We start from the raw sequence: 18,318 nt of genomic DNA on the forward strand, positions 1-18,318 counted from the left end.
TCAACCCAGAAAGACCACGCCTCCCATGACCGACCATGCCGACCTCGTGCGCGACGCGGCCGATGCGTTGCTCGACGCCTATCGAGACCACGCCCCGATCGAACCCCTGGCCGGGCGGTTCGCGGACCGCCCATTGTCGACCGCCTATGAGATCGCCCTCGCCCAGGTCCAGGACTGGGAGAAGCAGGGTGACGTGGTGAAAGGGCACAAGGTGGGGCTGGCCTCCCGTGCCATCCAACGGCAGATGGGTGTCGACCAGCCGGACTTCGGGCACCTCACGGCGAGCATGTTCCACCTCGAGCACGCCCCGATCCCGGCGGGCACGTTCATCCAACCGCGCATCGAGCCAGAGGTCGCCTTCGTCCTCGCGAGGCCACTACGCGGACCGGGAGTCACGGTCGCCGAGGCGGCCGCGGCCGTCGACTTCGTGCTCCCCGCACTGGAGATCGTGGACTCCCGCATCCGCGACTGGAAGATCGGCATCTTCGACACCATTGCCGACAACGCGTCATCGGGCGGGGTCATCCTGGGCGGGCGGCCGGTGCCGCTCGTCGACGTCGACCTGCGGATGGCCGGCTGCAACCTGCACGTGAACGGCGAACTCGTCCACACCGGCGCCGGTGGCGCGGTGCTCGGGTCGCCGATCAACGCCCTGGTCTGGCTGGCCAACACGGTCGGGCCCCTCGGCGTCACGCTCGAACCCGGCCATGTGGTGCTGCCCGGCTCGATGACCGCGGCGGTGCCGGTCGGGCCGGGGGACACCGTGGTCGCCACCATCGCCGGCGTCGGCAGCGTGACCGCGGTGCTGGGTGCGTGAGTGCTCGTGTTCTCGAATCATCAGGAGAAGAAGTGACAGACAACGGAATCGACGACTGGAGTGCGGTTCGCGTGGCCGGCTCGTTGCTCGCCGCGGAGCGCTCGCGGACGGCGCGGACCTCGATCCAGCACGAGTGGCCGGGACTGAGCCTCGACGTCGCCTACGCCGCCCAGGACATCGCGCTCGCCGGCCGCCGCTCGCGCGGGGAGACCGTGACCGGGATCAAGCTGGGCCTGACCTCGCGGGCCAAGCAGAAGCAGATGGGCGTCGACGAGCCCTCGGTCGCGTGGCTGACCGATGCCATGGCGTTGCCCGCGGGCTTGCCGGTCCCGCGTGAGCGACTCATCCATCCACGCGCCGAGCCCGAGATCGCCTTCGTGCTCGGGCGTCCCCTCGTCGGTCCCGGTGTCACCGCGGCCACGGCACTCGCCGCGGTCGATCATGCGATGGCCGCGATCGAGATCATCGACAGTCGCTACTCAGGATTCAAGTTCACCCTCGCGGATGCGGTGGCCGACAACAACTCTTCCGGCGTCTACGTGACCGGCCCGGTCATCCGCGATGTCGCGGACGTGGACTTCGGACTCGAGGCGTGCCTGCTCGAGGTCGACGGTGACATCGTCGCCACCGCGACGGGTTCAGCAGTGCTCGGACATCCCGCGGAGGCATTGGCGTTCGCGGCCAACACCTTCGGTGCGCGGGGCCTCACCCTGGAGGCGGGGTGGGTCGTCCTCACCGGGGGTATGACGGACGCTGTCCCGGTGGAGCCGGGTAGCCGGGTCGCGGCACACTTCACCACGCTCGGCTCGATCACGGTCGCGGGAGGGTGAGATGCCGTTCATCGACGTGACCATCGCCCAAGGGCGTTCGCCCGACGAGGTGCGCGCACTCATGCGCGAGCTGACGGCGGCCGCCCATCGTGCGATCGGCGCCCCGGTCGCGAACATCCGCGTCTGCGTCCGCGAGGTCCCGCCCACCCACTGGTCGGCGGGCGACGTCACCGTCGCCGAACGTCAGGCGACAATCTCGGAATCGTGAGTGCGGAGAGTCTTCTCGAGCTCTGCTCGGGGGAGTCGCAAGAGCCTGGCACACTGACGCGCTACCTGACCTCGATCTGCGCTGGCCACAACCAGCGCAGATCAGGCGGAAGTAACGCCGATCCGGGGTCCGCAACGTCGAGGCGCCCTCAGGGCGCGGCGCGCAACGAGATCTCGCTTGTCCGAACGTCGCTCGCGGGTACGCCACCGATGCCCCAGTTCTCCGGCGACACCTCCACGATTCGGCCACGGACTGCGGACCGGTCGACTCCGAGGTGCTCGACGAGCAGGTCGGTGAAGGCCGCGAGCAGCTCCGAACGCTGGCGGGCAGGCCGGCCGGCGAGCACGATCGCGGTGAAGTACGGTGCGATCGCGCCGCCGTCGGCGACGAGCTGCCCGCCGACGGCGAGGTCGGTCGGGTCGTATTGCACGACGAAGGTGCGTACCCGCTCGATCGGTGAGTCGAGGACGCGGGAGTAGGCCGCACTCGAGTCGGTCAACAGCGCGGCGCGCTGCTCGGTGGACGCGCTGCCGATGGGGATGTGGAAGTGTGCAACCGGCACGTCGGCTCCGATCGGAAGTGCCCGCGTCCGTTCCGGACCGGGTTACTGGATGCCGTGGCGAGTTCCGCCATCGGCATTGAGGACGCTGCCGTGCAGGACGGCGGCCTGAGGCTCGAGCAGCATCTCGACGAGCCAGGCGATCTCGTCGAGCGTGGGCAGACGACCCAGCGAGGTCTTGGCCGTGTACCGGTCCCAGATCTCCCGCGGCGCAGCGCCGGTCTCGCGCGATTCGGTGTCGACGAAGGCGCGCAACCGAGGAGTGTCGATGGGTCCGGGTGCGATGGTGTGCACGGTGACCCCTCTGGGTCCGTACAACGCGCCGATCTGTCGCATCAGATTGAACAGGGCGGCGTTGGCGGTGCCCGGGCCGGTGTCGAGGGGCCCCGGTTCGAGTCCGAGCGAACCCGCGATCGCGACGAACCGCGAGCCGTCGGCGAGGTGGTCGCGGACGGCTCGCAGCAACCGGACCGTGCCGGCCACCTTGATGTTGGCGGCGGTGGCCAGCAACGAGGGTTCGATCGCGTCGGCGGAGCCGCGGACCGGGAGACCGGCCGCGAACACCGCGAGTCGTACGGGCCCGTCGAGGCAGGCGCGGATCGCGTCCATGGACGAGTCCTCGGCGATGTCGGCGGCGCACGGGACGATCAGTTCGTCTGTCGCCGCGAGCTGTTCGAGTTCCTCGGCACGGCGGCCCACCGCGAGAACCCGCATCCCTCGCGCCACCAGGCGGCGCGTGAACACGGTCCCCATGGCGCCGGTCGCGCCGACGACCACGGATGTCTCGGTAGTCGACACGGGTCCTACTTCCGGATCCGGAGCGTCACCGCGCGCGGTTCGGTGAAGAACTCGCGGGAGTACTGGCCACCCTCACGACCCAGGCCGCTGATGCCCTCACCGCCGAAGGGCAGCCGGAGATCGCGTTCGAAGAATGTGTTGATCCAGACCGTGCCGGCCTTCCAGCGTGCGGCCATCCGATGAGCCCGGTCGAGATTCTGCGTGAACAGGATGCCCGCCAAGCCGTAAGGGGAATCGTTGGTGATGCGCAGGGCCTCCTCTTCGGTGTCGAAGCCCAGAACCGTCTCGACCGGACCGAAGATCTCCTCTCGTGCCGTGCGGGAGTCGTTGGTGAGGCCGGTGATGACGGTCGGTGGATAGTAGAAGCCGCCTGCCCGGTCCGGGTCGGTGAGTCGTTCGCCGCCGGTGATGATCTTGCCGCCTTCGTCCTGCGCGAGTTCGACGTAGCTGTGCACCTTGTCGAGGTGCTGCTGCTCGATGAGCGGGCCCATGAACGTCGCCGGGTCCTTGGGGTCGCCGACCACCAGTTTCCGTGCTTCCTCGGCGAAGCGCTCCACGAACTCCTCGAGGATCGAGTTCTGCACCAGCAGGCGGGAACCCGACAGGCAGACCTGTCCGTTGCCGCCGAAGATGGCCCGGAGAGACATCGGTACGGCGACGTCGAGATCGGCGTCGGCGAACACGATGTTGGCCGACTTGCCACCCATCTCGGCCGAGACAGGCGTGTGGTTCGCCGCGGCGGCCTGCAGGATCTTCACGCCGGTGGCACTCGATCCGGTGAAGGTGATCCGGTCGACGCGTGGATCGGAGGTCAGCGGTCCGGCGACGGCCTCGCCGCCGAAGCCGTGGACGACGTTCAGCACCCCCGGCGGCAGTCCCGCCTCGAGCGCGATCTGTGCGAATCGGTTGGCGGTCAACGGCGTCTGCGGTGCCGGTTTGAGGACCACGGTGTTGCCGAAGGCCAGAGCAGGCGCGATCTTCCATGTCGCCAGCATCAGCGGCGCGTTCCACGGACTGATCGCCGACACGACCCCGGCGGGCGGGTAGAGCACGTAGGACAGCAGGTCGCCGTCCGGGTAGGCCTCGTTCGCGGCCATCGAGACGTAGTCGGCGAAGAAGCGCAGATTGTGTGCCACCCGCGGGATCTCGGCGTGCAGCGACTGCGTGATCGTCTTGCCGCCGTCCCGGGTCTCGAGCTGTGCCAGCTCCTCTCGATGGTCGTCGACGGCATCGGCGACCGCATGCAGGATCGCCGCGCGCTCCTTGGGCGACATCTGCGGCCACGGTCCGTCGTCGAAAGCGGTGCGGGCAGAGTCGATCGCGGCGATCCCGTCGTCGGCGGTGCCGCGCGCCACCGTCGCGAGCAACGCGCCGTCGTGCGGGTCGCGCGACTCGAACGTGGCGCCGTCCGACGCCGTGCGCCAGTCGTTCCCGATGAGGTGACGCACCTCGGCGGTACCGTTCTGATCGGTGCTGTCCTGATCGGTGACAAACAGAGTCATTTCCTCACACCTCCGCCGCGACGGGCGTCTCGTAGGTGCGGCCCGCGAGTTCCGAGGCCACATCGATGATCATGTCTTCCTGACCGCCGATCACGCCGCGCCGGCCGAGTTCGAGCAGGATCTCCCGGGCCGGGACACCGAACTTCTTCGCGGCGCGTTTGGTGGGGTGGAAGAACGTGGAATACACGCCGGCGTAACCGAGCACGAGCGCGGTCTCGTCGACGATCTGCGGTTCGGTCATCAGCGGTGCCACGACGTTCTCGGCGGTGTCGATGAGCGGGAACAGCTCGACGCCGGTGTCCCATCCCGCGCGTTCGAATGCTGCGGCGAGGACTTCGGTCTGGGCGTTGCCGGCGCTCGCGCCGAGACCGCGCAAGGAACCGTCGATGTAGGTGGCTCCGTTCTCGGCGGCGGTGAGCGCGTTGGCGATCCCGACACCGAGGTTGTTGTGTGCGTGGAAGCCGATGTCCGCGGAGATCGCCTCGCGCAGTGCCGCGACCCGCTCGCCGGCCTGCTGCGGGACGAGCGCACCTGCGGAGTCGACGACGTACACGACGTCGGCGCCGTAGGAGTCGAGCTTCGCTGCCTGCTCGGCGAGTGCGTCGGGTTCGAGTTTGTGGCTCATCATGAGGAATGTCATGACCTCGAGCCCGTTCTCCTTGGCCCACTCGACGGGTTGCTGTCCGCAGTCCGCCTCGGTGCAGTGGACGGCGACCCGGACGGTCGAGATGCCGGCATCCACTGCCGCCTGCAGTTCGGTCAGCGTCGCGATGCCCGGCACGTAGAGGGCCGCGATGTCGGCGTTGTCGACCGCGTCGACGGCGGCGCGCACGTACTCGGGGTCGGTGGCCGCGGCGAGGCCGTACTGGACCGACGACGCGCCGAGACCGATGCCGTGTGCCACCTCGATTGTCGGGATGCCGGCCCGGTCGAGGCCGAAAGCGATGGCGGCGACGTCGCGCGTGGTGAACCGGTGCGAGACGCTCGACATGCCGTCACGCAGCGTCGTGTCGACGAGGGTGACCGAACGGGGCCCGTGGGCCGGGGACTGACTGGTCATCGCAGTGCTCCTGTCTGGAGTGTCGTCGTCACGGCCTTCTCCTGCGCCATCACCTCGGCGACCTGGACGGCGGCGGCAGTGATGATGTCGAGATTGCCTGCGTAGGTGGGCAAGAAGTCGCCCGCTCCGACGACCTCGAGCATCACGGTCACGAGATCACCGTCGACGTCGACGAGTTTGAGGGTGTAACCGGGGACGTAGCGTTGGACCTCGGTGACGATGTCGACGACGGCGCGTTCGATGGCCGCGGGATCCGGGTTGCGCACTTTCGCATATACCGTGTCGCGCATGTTCATCGGCGGTTCGGCCGGGTTGATCACCGAGATCGCCTTGGCGCGGTCCGCTCCCGCGACCTGTGCCAGTGCGCGCCCCGTCTTCTCACTGAATTCACTGAGATTCTGCCGGGTGCCCGGGCCCGCGCTCGCCGACGCGATGGCCGCGACGATCTCACCGTAGGTGGCGTCGGCGGCCTGGTTGATCGCATAGAGGATCGGGATCGTGGCCTGCCCGGCGCAGCTCACCATGTTCACGTTGGGCGCGTTCACGTGTTCGCGGAGGTTGACCGCCGGGACGACGTAGGGGCCGACCGATGCGGGCGTCAGATCGATCGCGGTGATCCCCGCGTCGGCGTAGCGCGGAGCGACCGCGGCGTGCACCTTGGCCGACGTGGCCTCGAAGACGAGATCGGGAGGCGACGACTGCTGCAGCAGCCAGTCCACGCCCTCTGCCGACGCCTCGAGCCCTTCGGCACGCGCTCGTCGCAGACCCTCACTGGCCGAGTCGATTCCGACCATGTAGACCGGGTCGACGTACTCGGATCGCAGCAGTTTGTACATCAGGTCGGTCCCGATGTTGCCCGATCCCACAATGGCGGCGGTCAACCGGCTCATCGCATGTCTCCTTAGCTCGTCGCGCACGCTCGGCCTCCGATGCCGGCGGCGTGCTCGACTCCGAACGCTATGGAGCAGGGGCGGTCTGCGGGGCCGGGACCGGGCAGTCCGAATGCGGAGTCAATCGGCAGCGCCGTTGTTCGGATATCCCGAACGCCGGTGACGGCAGTCACATCTCGACGCCATGCTGACGGACATCAGCCAGCAGCCACCGAGATCCGGTGTCGCACGATCCACAGGAGAACCGATGACCGAGAACGCCGCACGCTTCGATGTCGCGCACCTCGCGCGAGCCGAACTGTTGAGCCCCAAGCCGCAGGAAACCCTCGACTTCTTCACCCGATTCCTGGGCATGTACGTGACCCGGAGCGAAGGCCAGTCCGTCTACCTGCGGGCGTACGAGGACCCCTATCCTTGGAGTCTGAAGATCACCGAGTCTCGCGAACCGGGCATGGGTCATGCCGGTCTGCGGACCAGCTCCCCGGAGGCGCTCGAACGTCGTGCCGCCTCTCTGCAGGATGCGAACATCGAGACCTCCTGGCACGAGGACGAATTCGGCTACGGAAAGACCGTGGCGTACAAGACCGCGGACGGTCATGACTTCGCACTGGTCTGGGAGGCCGAGAAGTACGTCGCGCCACCGGAACTGCAGAGCAAGATCCTCACCCGGCCGTCGAAGAAGCCGTTGCAGGGCATCCCGGTCAAGCGCATCGACCACCTCAACCTGATGGCTTCCGACGTCACCGCCGTCAAGACCGAGTTCGAACGGCACCTCGGGTTCCACACCACCGAGCGGGTCGTCGACGGGGACGTCGAGATCGGTGCCTGGATGAGCTCGAACATCCTCGGCCACGAGGTCGCGTGCATGCGCGACATGACCGGCGGGCGCGGCAAACTGCATCACCTCGCCTTCTACTACGGCACGGGTCAGCACAACATCGACGCCGTGGAGATGTTCCGCGAGTACGACATCCGGATCGAAGCCGGACCGGACCGGCACGGGATCACCCAGGGGCAGTTCCTCTACGTGTTCGAACCGGGCGGCAATCGCATCGAGCTGTTCGGTGAGTCCGGATACCTGCACCTCGACCCGTCTGCCGAGACGAAGACCTGGCAGATGTCCGACATCGACACCGGCCTGGCCATCGGCGGGGCGAAGCTGCCGTGGGAGACCTACTTCACCTACGGCACGCCCAACCCGCTGCCGCTCGAGGAGCACATCACGGCTTTCGCCGACTTCGGTCCGGGCGCAGCGGCGCCGGAGACCGCGGCCGAACTCGTGCCCGACGAGATCGAGCACTCCCGTGCCGTGGCCGATGCGCCGGTCTGAGCCGGGTCGATCAGAACAGGAGACTCCTTGACTGTCATCGACATCACCAGGGTGTCGTCGTCCGACGACATGCCCGACCAGCCGCCGCGGATCGCCGACACCCTGTATCACGACCTCGTGTCGCCCGAGGAGGTGGTCGAGGTCCGTCGCAGGGTTCGGCAGGTCGCGCTTCGCGACGTCGCGCCGGTGGCCGACCGGATCGCGCGGGGCGACGAGCGACTCGACGGCTTCCCACGTGACGTGTTCGATCGGCTGGCCACGGCGGGGACCTACCGCATCCCCTTCGCGGCCGATGTCGGCGGCGACGGACTGGCTCACCCGGCCACCGCGACGGCCACCGCCGTCGAAGAACTGGCGTACTTCTCCAACAGCGTCGCCGCGATCTTCGACGTCCACTGCATCCTCGCGGGCAATGCCGTCAACCAGGGCACGCCGGAGCAGCGCCGCAGGTGGCTGGCCCCGGTCGTCGCCGGCGAGATCGTCGGCTCGTTCGCCACCAGCGAGCCGGCCGCGTCGAGCGATCTCTCACCCGAGGCGGTCCAGACCGTGGCGCACCGCCGCGGCTACGGATGGGTGCTGAACGGGCGCAAGCGGTGGATCACCAATTCCGTCGTCGCCGCGTTCGTGGTGGTCCTCGCTCGCACCGGTGACCGGCTCTCGACGTTCATCGTCCCGACCGACACCCCGGGGGTCCGGGTGGGTACGCCGGATCGCAAGCTCGGGAACAAGGGCCAGATCACCGCCGACGTGCACCTCGACGAGGTGGAGCTGGGGCGTGAGTCCCTGCTCGGGACCGAGGGCGGCGGGCTGAAGGTCGCCCTGCAGACGCTGACCTACGGACGTATCGGGATCGCGGCGGCGGGTGTGGGCATGGCGCAAGCCGCCTTCGACCGCACCGCTGCCCACCTGCGCACCCGGGTGGCCTTCGGCGAACCGCTCGCAGCCCGGCAGCACTGGCAGTTCCTGATGGCCGACCGCGCGACCGAGATCGCGATCTCGCGCGACCTGTACCTCAAGGCGGCGATGCGGCTCGACTCCGGCACGCGGTTCCCCGAACCGGAGGCGGCGATGGCCAAACTGCGCGGTACCGAGGTCGCGGTCCAGATGGCCCGCGATGCGGTCCAGGCGTTCGGCGGGTTCGGGTTCACCCAGGAACTGGGTGACGACGACTCGTCGGGTCCGGTCGAGGCGCTCTACCGGGACAGCAAGATCGGGGAGATCTACGAGGGTGCCAGCGAGGTGCAGCGCTGGGTCCTCGCCCGGCAGATCTTCGGGCGTGACGTCGTGGGCTGATCGGAGTCTGCCAGGCGTGTCCGGGCCGCCGTCCACCTGGTGGGCGGCGGCCCAGTCGCGGGTCGGGACCAAATCCGGGCATCGTGGTGTTGTGCATGGTGACGCCCTCCGAGATGCGCCGTCGATCGACGGAGCGGGGGAGCGTCGGCAGGAGGAAACGTGACGAACACCTACCGCAAGACCCCCGAGGCGTTGAGCCGCCTCACCGACGTGCAGTACCGCGTCACCCAGCGGGACGGCACCGAGCGGGCCTTCGACAACGAGTACTGGGACAACCACGAACCCGGGATCTATGTCGACGTCGTGTCGGGGCAGCCGCTGTTCTCGTCGACCGACAAGTTCGACAGCGGAACCGGGTGGCCGAGCTTCACCCGGCCCATCGACCCCGACGCCGTCGCGACGACGGTCGATCGGAGCCTGTTCATGCGGCGCATCGAAGTACGGTCCGCCGGGGCGGACAGCCACCTCGGACACCTCTTCGACGACGGGCCGCGGGACGCGGGCGGACAGCGGTACTGCATGAACTCGGCATCGCTGCGGTTCATCCCGGTGGCCGAACTCGACGCCGAGGGTTACGGCGAGTACGCCGCCCTGTTCACCGACGACCACACCACCACCGACACCCAGGAGGAGAACGCATGACCACCGACACCGGCCAGATCACCGTCCGCCCCGGCACCGAGACCGCGGTCCTCGCGGGCGGGTGTTTCTGGGGGATGGAGGACCTGATCCGCAAGCAGCCCGGTGTCCTGGACACCCGGGTCGGCTACACCGGCGGACAGAACGACCACGCCACCTACCGCAACCATCCCGGTCACGCGGAGGCGGTGGAGATCGTCTTCGACCCCACGCAGACGACGTACCGCGACATCCTGGCGTTCTTCTTCCAGATCCACGACCCGACGACGCGCGACCGGCAGGGCAACGACGTCGGCACGAGCTACCGTTCGGCGATCTTCCCGGTGACCCCGGAGCAGGAGCAGGTCGCTCGCGACACCATCGCCGACGTCGATGCCTCGGGTCTGTGGCCGGGCAAGGCGGTCACCACGATCGAGCAGTTGGGTCCGTTCTGGCAGGCCGAGCCCGAGCACCAGGACTACCTGCTGAATTTCCCGAACGGCTACACCTGCCACTTCCCGCGACCGGGATGGGTGTTGCCGAAGCGGGATGCGACCTCGACGCGGTGACACCCGAGACCGGCTGAGAGTGCCGGCGCTCGTCGACGGTCGTCCGACAACGACCGTCGACGGGTTCGTCGGCGTATGCTGGGTCGATGTAGCACTCTGCTACACCCACGCGGGAGGTGTGCGATGAGCACCGGTACGGACAAGGTGACCCGGTTGTCTGCTGCACTGGTGACCGATGCCGCCCGGGAGGGCGCGCGCGAGCAGCGATCGGCGCGGCAGCAACTCGAACACTGGGCACGTCTCGGCCGCAGCGTCTCGCAGCGCACCACCGCGTCGCGTCGGCGGATCGAGGCCGCGTTGGCCGGCGACCTGCCGGCAGAGGCGTTGACCGCAGAGGAGACCGTCGTCTACGACGCCGAGATCGACGCGCACCTCGAGGCGCGGCTGGCCACCGACGACCACGTCGTCCGACGCGCCTCGGAGGGGTTCTCCTCGGTCGTCGTCGATGACGCCGGACGGCTCGTCGAACTCCGGCCCGACGGGACGAGCGTCGTCCTCGAACGGTGACACCGAGGCTCGACCTCGTCGTCGGATGCAACGGCGCGGGAAAGTCGACGCTGGTCGAGTATCATCTACAGCCGTTGGTGCGCACACCCTTCGTGAACGCCGACCTGATCGCCCGACAGCAGTGGCCCGACGCCGCGGAAGCCCACTCCTACGACGCGGCCCGGTTGGCCGCGGCCACCCGCGACCACCTCATCGAGGCCGGTGCCTCGTTCATCGCCGAGACGGTCTTCTCGCATCCGTCGAAACTGGAACTCATCGACCGTGCGCACACCGCCGGATACCGGGTCGCTCTCCATGTCGTGATGATCCCCGAAGATCTCGCCGTGCATCGGGTGCGGCTACGCGTCGACAGTGGCGGGCATGCGGTCCCGGAGGTCAAGATCCGCGAGCGGTTCCGCCGCCTGTGGCCGCTCGTCCGCACGGCGATCCTGCGGAGTGACCAGGCAACCGTGTACGCCAACGAGCGAGCGACCACGCGCATCGTCGCGCGGTACGTCGACGGTATGGTCGCGGGCGTGCCCGACTGGCCCGACTGGACGCCGGGGGCGCTCACGGGTTCGGAGGCACGATGACTTCTCACGATCGAGCGACCCGACTGCTCGTCGTCGGCGCCGTCAACGTCGACCTGGTGGTGGAAGCCTATCGTCTCCCGGGGCCCGGTGAGACGGTCGTCGGCCCGACGGTGACGCGGTACGGCGGCGGCAAGGGCGCGAATGCCGCTGTTGCCGCCGCGCGGGCGGGTGCCGAGGTGCGTTACTGCGGGGCAGTGGGTTCCGACGACACCGGCGCGCAGGCACTCGCCGAGTTGCGGGACTCCGGCGTCGACGTGACCGACGTGGGCGTGCTCGACGGCGTCGCCACCGGAATGGCGCTGATCGTCGTCGATCCACAGGGTGAGAATCAGATCGCCGTCGGGGCGGGCGCGAACGCCGCCGTCGACGCCGAGAGGGTCCGTGCCGCGGTGGATCGCGCGGCGAGCTGGGCCGGGTGTGTGCTCGTCAGCACCGAGATCCCGGCCGGCGCCGTGGCCGCGGCGGTGACGACGGCCGCTGCGCGAGGTATCCGATGCGTCGTCAATCCCGCCCCGGTGTTGCCGTCGACGGTCGACCTGATGGAGTCGCGGCCGGTGTTCACGCCCAACGCGTCGGAGCTTCGTGACCTGCACCGGCTGATCGCCGACGGTCGGGACGCCCCGGACGTTCCCGCGGCCGAGCGGGCTACGGCGGTGGCGTCGCGGACGGGTGCCCCGGTTCTGGTGACCCTCGGTGCGCAGGGCGTCCTGATCGCCGATCCGGCATCTGAGGTGGTCGTCCTTCCCGCCGGGCACGTCGACCGCGTGGTCGACACCACGGGGGCGGGCGACACCTTCAACGGAGTGTTCGCGGCGACGCTCGCCGGCGGTTCGACGGTCGTCGACGCGGCGAAGCGAGGTGTCGCGGCGGCGTCGTTGTCGGTGGCCGCGGTCGGTGCACGGACCGGGATGCCGAGCGACGAGGAGATTCGCAGCGCGTTGTGAGCGAACCCGTCGACCGGGCGGTCAGCGCGTGGCGGGTTTCGGTCGCTTCATGAACCGGTGGTGGTCGTCGCTCGGCAGGAAGTAGTCGCCCTGTCCGCCGGCTCGCAGCAGCGGGCGCGCACCGGCCGTGTCGAAGGTCTGGTCCGCGCGCAGCAGGTGGGTGGCGATGTGGATCTTCACGACCTCGCCCAACACCATCCAGCTGTCGACGGGGTCGTCAGCGGCGGTGCGCAACTGGAACGACTGGGTGACCCGGCACTCGAAGGCCACGGGGCTCTCCTCGACGCGTGCCGGCGCGACGAGGTCGGCGGCCAGCGGTGTCAGGCCGGCGACCTCGAACTCGTCCTCGCCGGCGGGCACCGCCGCCGAGGTCGCATTCATCTTCTCGCCGAGGTCGTCGGTGGCGAGGTTCCACACGAACTCGCCGGATTCGATCGCGTTGGCGGCGGTGTCCTTGTAGCCGACGCTGGCGAAGCCGACGATCGGCGGCGTGTAGTTGAAGAGGTTGAAGAAGCTGTAGGGAGCGAGATTGCGCACCCCGGTGCCGGACACGGTGGAGATCCAGCCGATGGGTCGCGGCGCGACGATCGCGTTGACGGGATCGTGCGACAGCCGATGGCCGTGCGACGGTTCGTAGGAGTGATAGGTCGTCACCGTCGCAACGGTACGTCAGCGGCCGGACGTGCCGCTGCCTGCGTAAGGTGAGGTGCGACCGACCACCGCGCACTTCGACGATCGGGAAAGCTGTGACTCTCTCCTCTGCCTCTGACCTGCGGACTTTCGCAAATATCCGGGATCTGGGCGGTATGCGGGTCGCCGGCGGCGGCATCACCGCCGCCAACGTGTTGATCCGCAGCGACGCACCGTATCCCGACGACGAGGACCCGGTCGGCATGCCCTGGCCGCCGGCCACCGTCGTCGATCTGCGAGACCCCACGGAGCTGGGCCGGATGGCCGTCACGTGGCCGGCGAACGTGCGGGTCGTGCACCGTCCGGTGTCGTCGGGTGCCCGGGTCGACCGGCTCGCCGACACCGCTCTCGTCGACATCTACACCGCGATGATGCGGACGGGCGGTCACCGGCTGACCGCCGCGCTGAACGAGTTCGATCCCAGCGGCGCGACTCTGGTGCACTGCGCGGCCGGCAAGGATCGGACCGGGGTGATCATCGCCATCGCGCTGCTGCTGGCGGGCGTCGACGAGTCGTCGGTCATCGCCGACTACCACCGGACCGAAGATGGCATCGCCGGCGTCTTCGAGCGTCTGCGGTCCCGCAAGCGGATTCCGGCGGGCACCACCCTGGAGGCCCCCATCCTGCGCACCCCGCGCGAGGCCATCGAACTGGTCGTCGGCGACGTGACGGGTGCCCGCGGCGGCGCCTGGGGTTGGTTCGAAGAACAGGGCGGCGACGTCGAGCGCTTCCGGCGGTGGGTCGGGAACTTCGTGCGCACCGAGACGGGGGAGGCCGCGCGTGACTGACGACAACGTCTCGGACACGGCGCAGTTCGCGCCGGATGTCGTGGCGGCCGTACTCGCGCACATGAACGACGACCATGCCGAGGACTCGCTGCTCATCTGCCGGGTGCTGGGCGGACGTCCGGATGCGGTCGCGGCAACGATGACCGGATTCGACCACGAGGCAGCCACTTTCGACGTCTCCGGCCCCGACGGGACTGTCGGTGTACGGCTCCCGTGGGATCGGCCGGTGCGCGACCGAGCCGACGTTCGCGCCGCGGTCGTCGCGATGTTCCGTGCGGCGCAGGAGAACTCCCCCGCCGCTTCCTGATCCGGAAGAACCGCGAAACACTGGCTCGGAAACGCAAGCCGACGAGTGTTACCGCGTGTCCGGAAGCCCGACGGCGCCGAGACCGGCGATAGTGGCCGTATGTGGAGGCAACTCGTCGGGTTCGGGCTGTTCGGTGCAGTGATCGCGGCGTTGGGCGCGGCCCTGTCCCTGTCCGATGGCGGCGGCTCGGTCGGTGGTCCCGACATCTGGATGGTGTGGGGCACCGGGGACACGGCGGGTGTCGCGCAAGACCCGACGGACTCGGTGATCGTCGCGGCCGGGGTCGGCGCCGTCACCGGTGCGCTCGTTGCGGGAGTTCTCTGGGCGGTCGGTGTACGTCTGGCGGAGCGCAGCGGCTTGCGGCTCGGCCGGGTGGTGGGCGCCGGGCTGATCGGTGTCGTGGTCGGACTCGCCCCGGCGATCATCCTGCTGGCGAACGCGTTCACCGGCGACTCCGGCGCCGGGTACCCCGTCTTGGTGGTCTACGCCGTGAGTGGGGTGCTCGGTTATGTGCTGGTGCTCGTCGGCATCCTCGGTGTGTTGCGACTGTCCGGTGATGCGCACACCCGGGCCACCGTTCGGACGACCGCGATCTCGCTCCCGGTCGGGGCCGTGCTGGCGACGGGCGCCGGCGTCGGGGTGGCTGGTTGGTTCGGGTACACGACCACCTCGCCGACGTGGATCGCCACGATCCTCGTGGTGACGATGGTCCTGGCCGCGACGTTCGCGGTCGCCCGCGCCGTCGCGGTGCGTCGACGGCCCGAGCCGGTCGTGCCCTGAGGCCAGCGCGGAGGCGAGTCGATCACGTGCTCCCGCGTGCGATGAGTTCGACCGGTAAGCGCCGGGATTCGACGTCGCGTCCGGTCGTGAGGTCGAGGAGACCGCGCACCGCGGTCTCACCGATCTCCCGTGCCGGGGAACGAATCGTCGTGAGTGGAACCGGCAGCTGGGCGGCCACCGGGATGTCGTTGTAGCCGATCAGGGCGAGGTCGTCGGGGACGCGGAGTCCGAGGTCGCGCGCGACGCCCAGGACCCCCACCGCGATCGTGTCCGACACCGCGAAGATCGCCCGCGGGCGGTCCGGACGATCCAGAAGTGCGCGACCGGCGGCCGTACCGCCGTCGACCTCGAAGTTCGACGCGACGATGCGGTCGTCGGGCAGCGTGATCCCGGCCTCGCGCAACTCCGCGCGAAACCCGCTGAGTCGGTCGGTGGCCGTGGTCGCGTGGGCGGGACCGGCGATGGCGGCGAGGTCGGTGTACCCCCGATCCAGGAGATGTCGGGCCGCGATGCGGCCGCCGCGCACGTCGTCACCGCCGACGAAGGGAAGCCCGGCCTCGGCGTGCCGGGTCAGCGCGAGCAACGGAAGGTCGCCGATCCGCAGCGACTCGACGAAATCGCCACCCGGCCGATGGAGCCCGCTCAGCAACAGTCCGTCGACCTGCCGCCCGACGAGGAGTTCGATGGCCCGCCGCTGAGCGGCCTCCTCATCAGGCGGGCTCGACAGCAGCACCGAGTAACCGGCCCGGGTGGCGGCCTGCTCGATGCCCTGGTAGGTCGTGGCGACGACGCCGTCGGTGAGTCGCGTCATCACGACACCGATCGTGGTGGTCTTGCGGGTCCGCAGACTGGCCGCCCACACGTTGCGCTGGTAGCCGAGCTGGTCGGCGACCTCCCGGACCCGGAGCGCCGACTCCGACCATCCGTCGGCGGGTTCGGCCTGGCGGAGGACGCGGGACGCGGTGGACACGTGCACGCCGGCACGCTGCGCGATCTCCTTGAGCGTGGGTGCGCGCTGACCACTGATCACGCTGGCTCTCCTCTCGGCCCGGTAGCTCGAGCCCACCCCACACATTGACCGGCGGCGGCCGACCACCTACCTTAGGCGATGCAATCGTTCTTGCAAACGTTCTCATGGAGGTCTCGATGTCCCGCCCCAGCACGTTGCCCCAGCTTTTCGCCCTGGACTCGCTGCTCGACGCGGACGAGATCGCCATCCGCGACAGTGTGCGCGACTTCGCCGCGTCGAAGCTGCGCCCGCACATCGCGGAGTGGTTCGAGGAGGCCCGCCTACCTGCCCGCGACATCGCCCGGGAGCTCGGCGGGCTGGGCGCCCTGGGAATGCACCTCGAGGGGTACGGCTGTCCCGGGATGAGTGCGATGTCCTACGGGCTGGCCTGCCTTGAGCTCGAGGCCGTCGATTCCGGAATCCGCAGCCTGGTGTCGGTGCAGGGGTCACTCGCGATGTTCTCCATCCATCACTGGGGTTCGGAAGAACAGAAGAACGAATGGCTGCCGCGGATGGCGGCGGGGGAGGCGATCGGCTGCTTCGGCTTGACCGAGCCCGACTTCGGATCCAATCCGTCGGGCATGCGCACCCATGCCAAGCGCGACGGCGACGACTGGGTGCTCAACGGAACGAAGATGTGGATCACCAACGGTTCGATCGCCGATGTCGCTGTGGTGTGGGCGCAGACTGATCTCGCCGACAGTCCGGGCGGTATCCGCGGATTCGTGGTCCCCACCGACACGCCCGGGTTCTCGGCGCCGGAGATCACCAAGAAGATGTCGCTGCGCGCCTCGGTCACCTCGGAGCTCGTGTTCGACGACGTGCGGCTTCCCGCGTCGGCGATGCTGCCGAAGGCAGAGGGTCTGCGGGGACCGCTGACCGCTCTCGGTGAGGCGCGATTCGGCATCATCTTCGGGGCCATGGGCGCGGCTCGCGACTGTCTCGAGTCGGCCATCGACTACGCGCAGTCCCGCGAGGTGTTCGACAAGCCGCTCGCCGGCTACCAGATCACCCAGACCAAGATCGCCGACATGGCGCTCGAGGTCGGCAAGGGCCACCTGCTGGCCTACCATCTCGGCCGTCTGAAAGATCGCGGTGAACTCACCCCCGAGCAGGTCAGCACCGGCAAGCTGAACAGCACGCGGGAGGCGATCGCGATCGCCCGCGAATGCCGAACCATCTTGGGGGCGAACGGCATCACCCTCGAGTACCCGGTGATCCGGCACGCCAACAACCTGGAGTCGGTACTCACCTACGAGGGGACCTCCGAGGTCCACCAGCTCACCATCGGTCGCGCGCTGACCGGTGCTTCGGCGTTCCGCTGAGCCACTTGCTGGCGTAGGGTCCGAACGCCTTTCCCGAGCCGACAACAGGCACGTCGCGGTGGGCTACGTTGGGGTGAGTACGCCGAACAATGTGCGTCCGTGGTCGTTGGTGTTCACGTCGGGCGTTGAAGGGGGCTCGATCATGACACATCCGTCCGAGGAGGACGTCCACCGAAGGATCGCCGATCTGGCGCGTGAGCTCCACGGGGACGACTCCGACGAACAGGTCGCCAAGTCGATCGTCGAGAACGCGCTCATCGACATCCCCGGCGTCGAGTACGCCGGCCTCACCGTCACCACCAATCGGAAGTCGATCGAGTCCTTCGGCTCGACCCACGACGTCGCTGACGTGCACGACCGCATCCAGGCGGAACTCGGTGAGGGACCGTGTATCTCGGCGGCGCTTGCCGACCGCGTCGTGCGCGTCGACGACCTCGCGAAGGAAGAACGTTGGCCCGAGTACCGGCAGCGGGCGCTGGCGGAGACCTCGATCCGCTCGGTGCTGTCCTTTCAGCTCTTCGCCGACACGACCACGATCGGGGCGCTGAATCTGTTCGCCGACGTGCCCCGCGCCTTCGACCTCCACGCCGAGGACATCGGGGTCGTCTTCGCGACACACGCCGCGCTCGCGTGGAACAAGGTCAAGAAAGACCAGCAGTTCCACAGTGCCCTGGCCAATCGCGACGTGATCGGGCAGGCCAAGGGCATGCTGATGGAGCGGTTCGAGATCGACGCGGTCGCCGCCTTCGAGTTGTTGAAGCGGTTGTCGCAGGACTCGAACACCAAGTTGGTCGACGTCGCACGTCAGGTCACCACGAACCGGTGACCTGACGTGCCCTTCGAGGCTCGTCGCTATCGCTCTTCGCACCTCAGGGGGCAGGGGAGGCTCGTCGCCGGCGCTCCTAGCACCTCAGGGAGCAGC

At 68.8% G+C, this 18,318-nt stretch carries 22 protein-coding genes; 15 read left to right on the forward strand and 7 right to left on the reverse strand.

Annotation, left to right across the window (positions count from 1 at the left end):
- Window positions 1–25: 25 nt before the first annotated feature.
- The 3 genes from MHN80_RS10540 to MHN80_RS10550 are packed head-to-tail and all read left to right on the forward strand — an operon-like array spanning window position 26 to window position 1,855.
- Window positions 26–817 (forward strand): 2-keto-4-pentenoate hydratase, encoded by a 792-nt coding sequence (locus MHN80_RS10540; RefSeq protein WP_239401412.1) that lies wholly within the window; start codon window positions 26–28, stop codon window positions 815–817.
- A gap of 32 nt (window positions 818–849) precedes the next feature.
- A complete protein-coding gene (locus MHN80_RS10545) occupies window positions 850–1,647 on the forward strand; it encodes a 2-keto-4-pentenoate hydratase (RefSeq protein WP_239401414.1) in 798 nt (265 codons plus the stop codon).
- A 1-nt stretch (window position 1,648) separates the two neighbouring features.
- A complete protein-coding gene (locus tag MHN80_RS10550) occupies window positions 1,649–1,855 on the forward strand; it encodes a tautomerase family protein (protein ID WP_004022312.1) in 207 nt (68 codons plus the stop codon).
- A gap of 148 nt (window positions 1,856–2,003) precedes the next feature.
- On the opposite strand, the gene MHN80_RS10555 is transcribed toward MHN80_RS10550, so the two are convergent.
- Genes MHN80_RS10555 through MHN80_RS10575 form a run of 5 tightly spaced genes read right to left on the reverse strand, consistent with a single transcriptional unit; the run spans window position 2,004 to window position 6,664 of the window.
- A complete protein-coding gene (locus MHN80_RS10555) occupies window positions 2,004–2,417 on the reverse strand; it encodes a tautomerase family protein (RefSeq protein ID WP_239401416.1) in 414 nt (137 codons plus the stop codon).
- Between the two features lie 42 nt (window positions 2,418–2,459).
- Window positions 2,460–3,212, reverse strand: coding sequence for an SDR family NAD(P)-dependent oxidoreductase (locus MHN80_RS10560; RefSeq protein ID WP_239401418.1), 753 nt, complete (start codon window positions 3,210–3,212; stop codon window positions 2,460–2,462).
- Between the two features lie 5 nt (window positions 3,213–3,217).
- A complete protein-coding gene (locus MHN80_RS10565) occupies window positions 3,218–4,714 on the reverse strand; it encodes an aldehyde dehydrogenase (RefSeq protein ID WP_239401420.1) in 1,497 nt (498 codons plus the stop codon).
- 4 nt (window positions 4,715–4,718) lie between these two features.
- Window positions 4,719–5,774 carry a 4-hydroxy-2-oxovalerate aldolase gene (gene dmpG / locus MHN80_RS10570; protein WP_239401422.1) on the reverse strand — a complete coding sequence of 352 codons (1,056 nt, stop codon included), beginning with the start codon at window positions 5,772–5,774 and terminating at the stop codon, window positions 4,719–4,721.
- Window positions 5,771–6,664 carry an acetaldehyde dehydrogenase (acetylating) gene (locus MHN80_RS10575; protein ID WP_239401424.1) on the reverse strand — a complete coding sequence of 298 codons (894 nt, stop codon included), beginning with the start codon at window positions 6,662–6,664 and terminating at the stop codon, window positions 5,771–5,773. Before MHN80_RS10575 ends, dmpG begins: the two co-directional genes overlap by 4 nt.
- Before the next feature lie 247 nt (window positions 6,665–6,911).
- On the opposite strand from MHN80_RS10575, the gene MHN80_RS10580 reads away from it, so the two are divergent.
- From MHN80_RS10580 to MHN80_RS10610, 7 genes are all read left to right on the forward strand, one after another.
- Window positions 6,912–7,994: a VOC family protein gene (locus tag MHN80_RS10580; RefSeq protein ID WP_239401426.1), complete on the forward strand. Its 1,083-nt coding sequence runs from the start codon at window positions 6,912–6,914 to the stop codon at window positions 7,992–7,994.
- 69 nt (window positions 7,995–8,063) lie between these two features.
- Window positions 8,064–9,287 carry an acyl-CoA dehydrogenase family protein gene (locus MHN80_RS10585; RefSeq protein ID WP_239401767.1) on the forward strand — a complete coding sequence of 408 codons (1,224 nt, stop codon included), beginning with the start codon at window positions 8,064–8,066 and terminating at the stop codon, window positions 9,285–9,287.
- A 159-nt stretch (window positions 9,288–9,446) separates the two neighbouring features.
- Complete coding sequence (msrB, locus tag MHN80_RS10590) at window positions 9,447–9,929, forward strand: peptide-methionine (R)-S-oxide reductase MsrB (RefSeq protein WP_239401428.1); 483 nt, start codon at window positions 9,447–9,449, stop codon at window positions 9,927–9,929.
- A complete protein-coding gene (gene msrA, locus MHN80_RS10595) occupies window positions 9,926–10,474 on the forward strand; it encodes a peptide-methionine (S)-S-oxide reductase MsrA (protein WP_239401430.1) in 549 nt (182 codons plus the stop codon). Before msrB ends, msrA begins: the two co-directional genes overlap by 4 nt.
- Window positions 10,475–10,597: 123 nt before the next feature.
- A complete protein-coding gene (locus MHN80_RS10600; RefSeq protein ID WP_239401432.1) occupies window positions 10,598–10,981 on the forward strand; it encodes a ParD-like family protein in 384 nt (127 codons plus the stop codon).
- Entirely contained in the window at window positions 10,978–11,553 is a 576-nt protein-coding gene (locus tag MHN80_RS10605; protein WP_239401434.1) for a zeta toxin family protein, read from the forward strand. The genes MHN80_RS10600 and MHN80_RS10605 overlap by 4 nt, the downstream gene beginning before the upstream one ends.
- Window positions 11,550–12,497, forward strand: coding sequence for a PfkB family carbohydrate kinase (locus MHN80_RS10610; RefSeq protein ID WP_239401435.1), 948 nt, complete (start codon window positions 11,550–11,552; stop codon window positions 12,495–12,497). Before MHN80_RS10605 ends, MHN80_RS10610 begins: the two co-directional genes overlap by 4 nt.
- Window positions 12,498–12,518: 21 nt before the next feature.
- On the opposite strand, the gene MHN80_RS10615 is transcribed toward MHN80_RS10610, so the two are convergent.
- Window positions 12,519–13,151 carry a flavin reductase family protein gene (locus tag MHN80_RS10615; RefSeq protein ID WP_101819600.1) on the reverse strand — a complete coding sequence of 211 codons (633 nt, stop codon included), beginning with the start codon at window positions 13,149–13,151 and terminating at the stop codon, window positions 12,519–12,521.
- A gap of 92 nt (window positions 13,152–13,243) precedes the next feature.
- Here MHN80_RS10615 and MHN80_RS10620 point away from each other — a divergent pair, with 92 nt between their 5' ends.
- From MHN80_RS10620 to MHN80_RS10630, 3 genes are all read left to right on the forward strand, one after another.
- Complete coding sequence (locus MHN80_RS10620; RefSeq protein WP_004022295.1) at window positions 13,244–13,975, forward strand: tyrosine-protein phosphatase; 732 nt, start codon at window positions 13,244–13,246, stop codon at window positions 13,973–13,975.
- The gene (locus tag MHN80_RS10625) at window positions 13,968–14,282 is read left to right on the forward strand and encodes a DUF2470 domain-containing protein (RefSeq protein WP_004022294.1); all 315 of its coding nucleotides are present in this window, start codon (window positions 13,968–13,970) and stop codon (window positions 14,280–14,282) included. Before MHN80_RS10620 ends, MHN80_RS10625 begins: the two co-directional genes overlap by 8 nt.
- 99 nt (window positions 14,283–14,381) lie before the next feature.
- Entirely contained in the window at window positions 14,382–15,062 is a 681-nt protein-coding gene (locus MHN80_RS10630; protein ID WP_239401437.1) for a hypothetical protein, read from the forward strand.
- Window positions 15,063–15,084: 22 nt separating this feature from the next.
- On the opposite strand, the gene MHN80_RS10635 is transcribed toward MHN80_RS10630, so the two are convergent.
- Window positions 15,085–16,092: a LacI family DNA-binding transcriptional regulator gene (locus MHN80_RS10635; protein WP_239401439.1), complete on the reverse strand. Its 1,008-nt coding sequence runs from the start codon at window positions 16,090–16,092 to the stop codon at window positions 15,085–15,087.
- Between the two features lie 116 nt (window positions 16,093–16,208).
- Between MHN80_RS10635 and MHN80_RS10640 the strand changes: the two genes are divergently transcribed.
- Together MHN80_RS10640 and MHN80_RS10645 are read left to right on the forward strand one after the other, a co-directional pair.
- Window positions 16,209–17,396, forward strand: coding sequence for an acyl-CoA dehydrogenase family protein (locus MHN80_RS10640; protein ID WP_239401441.1), 1,188 nt, complete (start codon window positions 16,209–16,211; stop codon window positions 17,394–17,396).
- Window positions 17,397–17,538: 142 nt separating this feature from the next.
- The gene (locus tag MHN80_RS10645; protein WP_239401443.1) at window positions 17,539–18,222 is read left to right on the forward strand and encodes a GAF and ANTAR domain-containing protein; all 684 of its coding nucleotides are present in this window, start codon (window positions 17,539–17,541) and stop codon (window positions 18,220–18,222) included.
- Window positions 18,223–18,318 lie beyond the last annotated feature (96 nt).

This window comes from Gordonia sp. McavH-238-E (assembly GCF_022348225.1).
Classification (GTDB): Bacteria; Actinomycetota; Actinomycetes; order Mycobacteriales; family Mycobacteriaceae; genus Gordonia; species Gordonia terrae.

Bases quoted from the DNA above. Each gene is read 5' to 3' on its own strand.
- MHN80_RS10540 (WP_239401412.1), top strand. From the start codon at position 26: ATGACCGACCATGCCGACCTCGTGCGCGACGCGGCCGATGCGTTGCTC.
- MHN80_RS10550 (WP_004022312.1), top strand. From the start codon at position 1,649: ATGCCGTTCATCGACGTGACCATCGCCCAAGGGCGTTCGCCCGACGAG.
- MHN80_RS10565 (WP_239401420.1), bottom strand. From the start codon at position 4,714: ATGACTCTGTTTGTCACCGATCAGGACAGCACCGATCAGAACGGTACC.
- dmpG (WP_239401422.1), bottom strand. From the start codon at position 5,774: ATGACCAGTCAGTCCCCGGCCCACGGGCCCCGTTCGGTCACCCTCGTC.
- MHN80_RS10575 (WP_239401424.1), bottom strand. From the start codon at position 6,664: ATGAGCCGGTTGACCGCCGCCATTGTGGGATCGGGCAACATCGGGACC.
- MHN80_RS10580 (WP_239401426.1), top strand. From the start codon at position 6,912: ATGACCGAGAACGCCGCACGCTTCGATGTCGCGCACCTCGCGCGAGCC.
- MHN80_RS10585 (WP_239401767.1), top strand. From the start codon at position 8,064: ATGCCCGACCAGCCGCCGCGGATCGCCGACACCCTGTATCACGACCTC.
- msrA (WP_239401430.1), top strand. From the start codon at position 9,926: ATGACCACCGACACCGGCCAGATCACCGTCCGCCCCGGCACCGAGACC.
- MHN80_RS10600 (WP_239401432.1), top strand. From the start codon at position 10,598: ATGAGCACCGGTACGGACAAGGTGACCCGGTTGTCTGCTGCACTGGTG.
- MHN80_RS10610 (WP_239401435.1), top strand. From the start codon at position 11,550: ATGACTTCTCACGATCGAGCGACCCGACTGCTCGTCGTCGGCGCCGTC.
- MHN80_RS10630 (WP_239401437.1), top strand. From the start codon at position 14,382: ATGTGGAGGCAACTCGTCGGGTTCGGGCTGTTCGGTGCAGTGATCGCG.
- MHN80_RS10640 (WP_239401441.1), top strand. From the start codon at position 16,209: ATGTCCCGCCCCAGCACGTTGCCCCAGCTTTTCGCCCTGGACTCGCTG.
- MHN80_RS10645 (WP_239401443.1), top strand. From the start codon at position 17,539: ATGACACATCCGTCCGAGGAGGACGTCCACCGAAGGATCGCCGATCTG.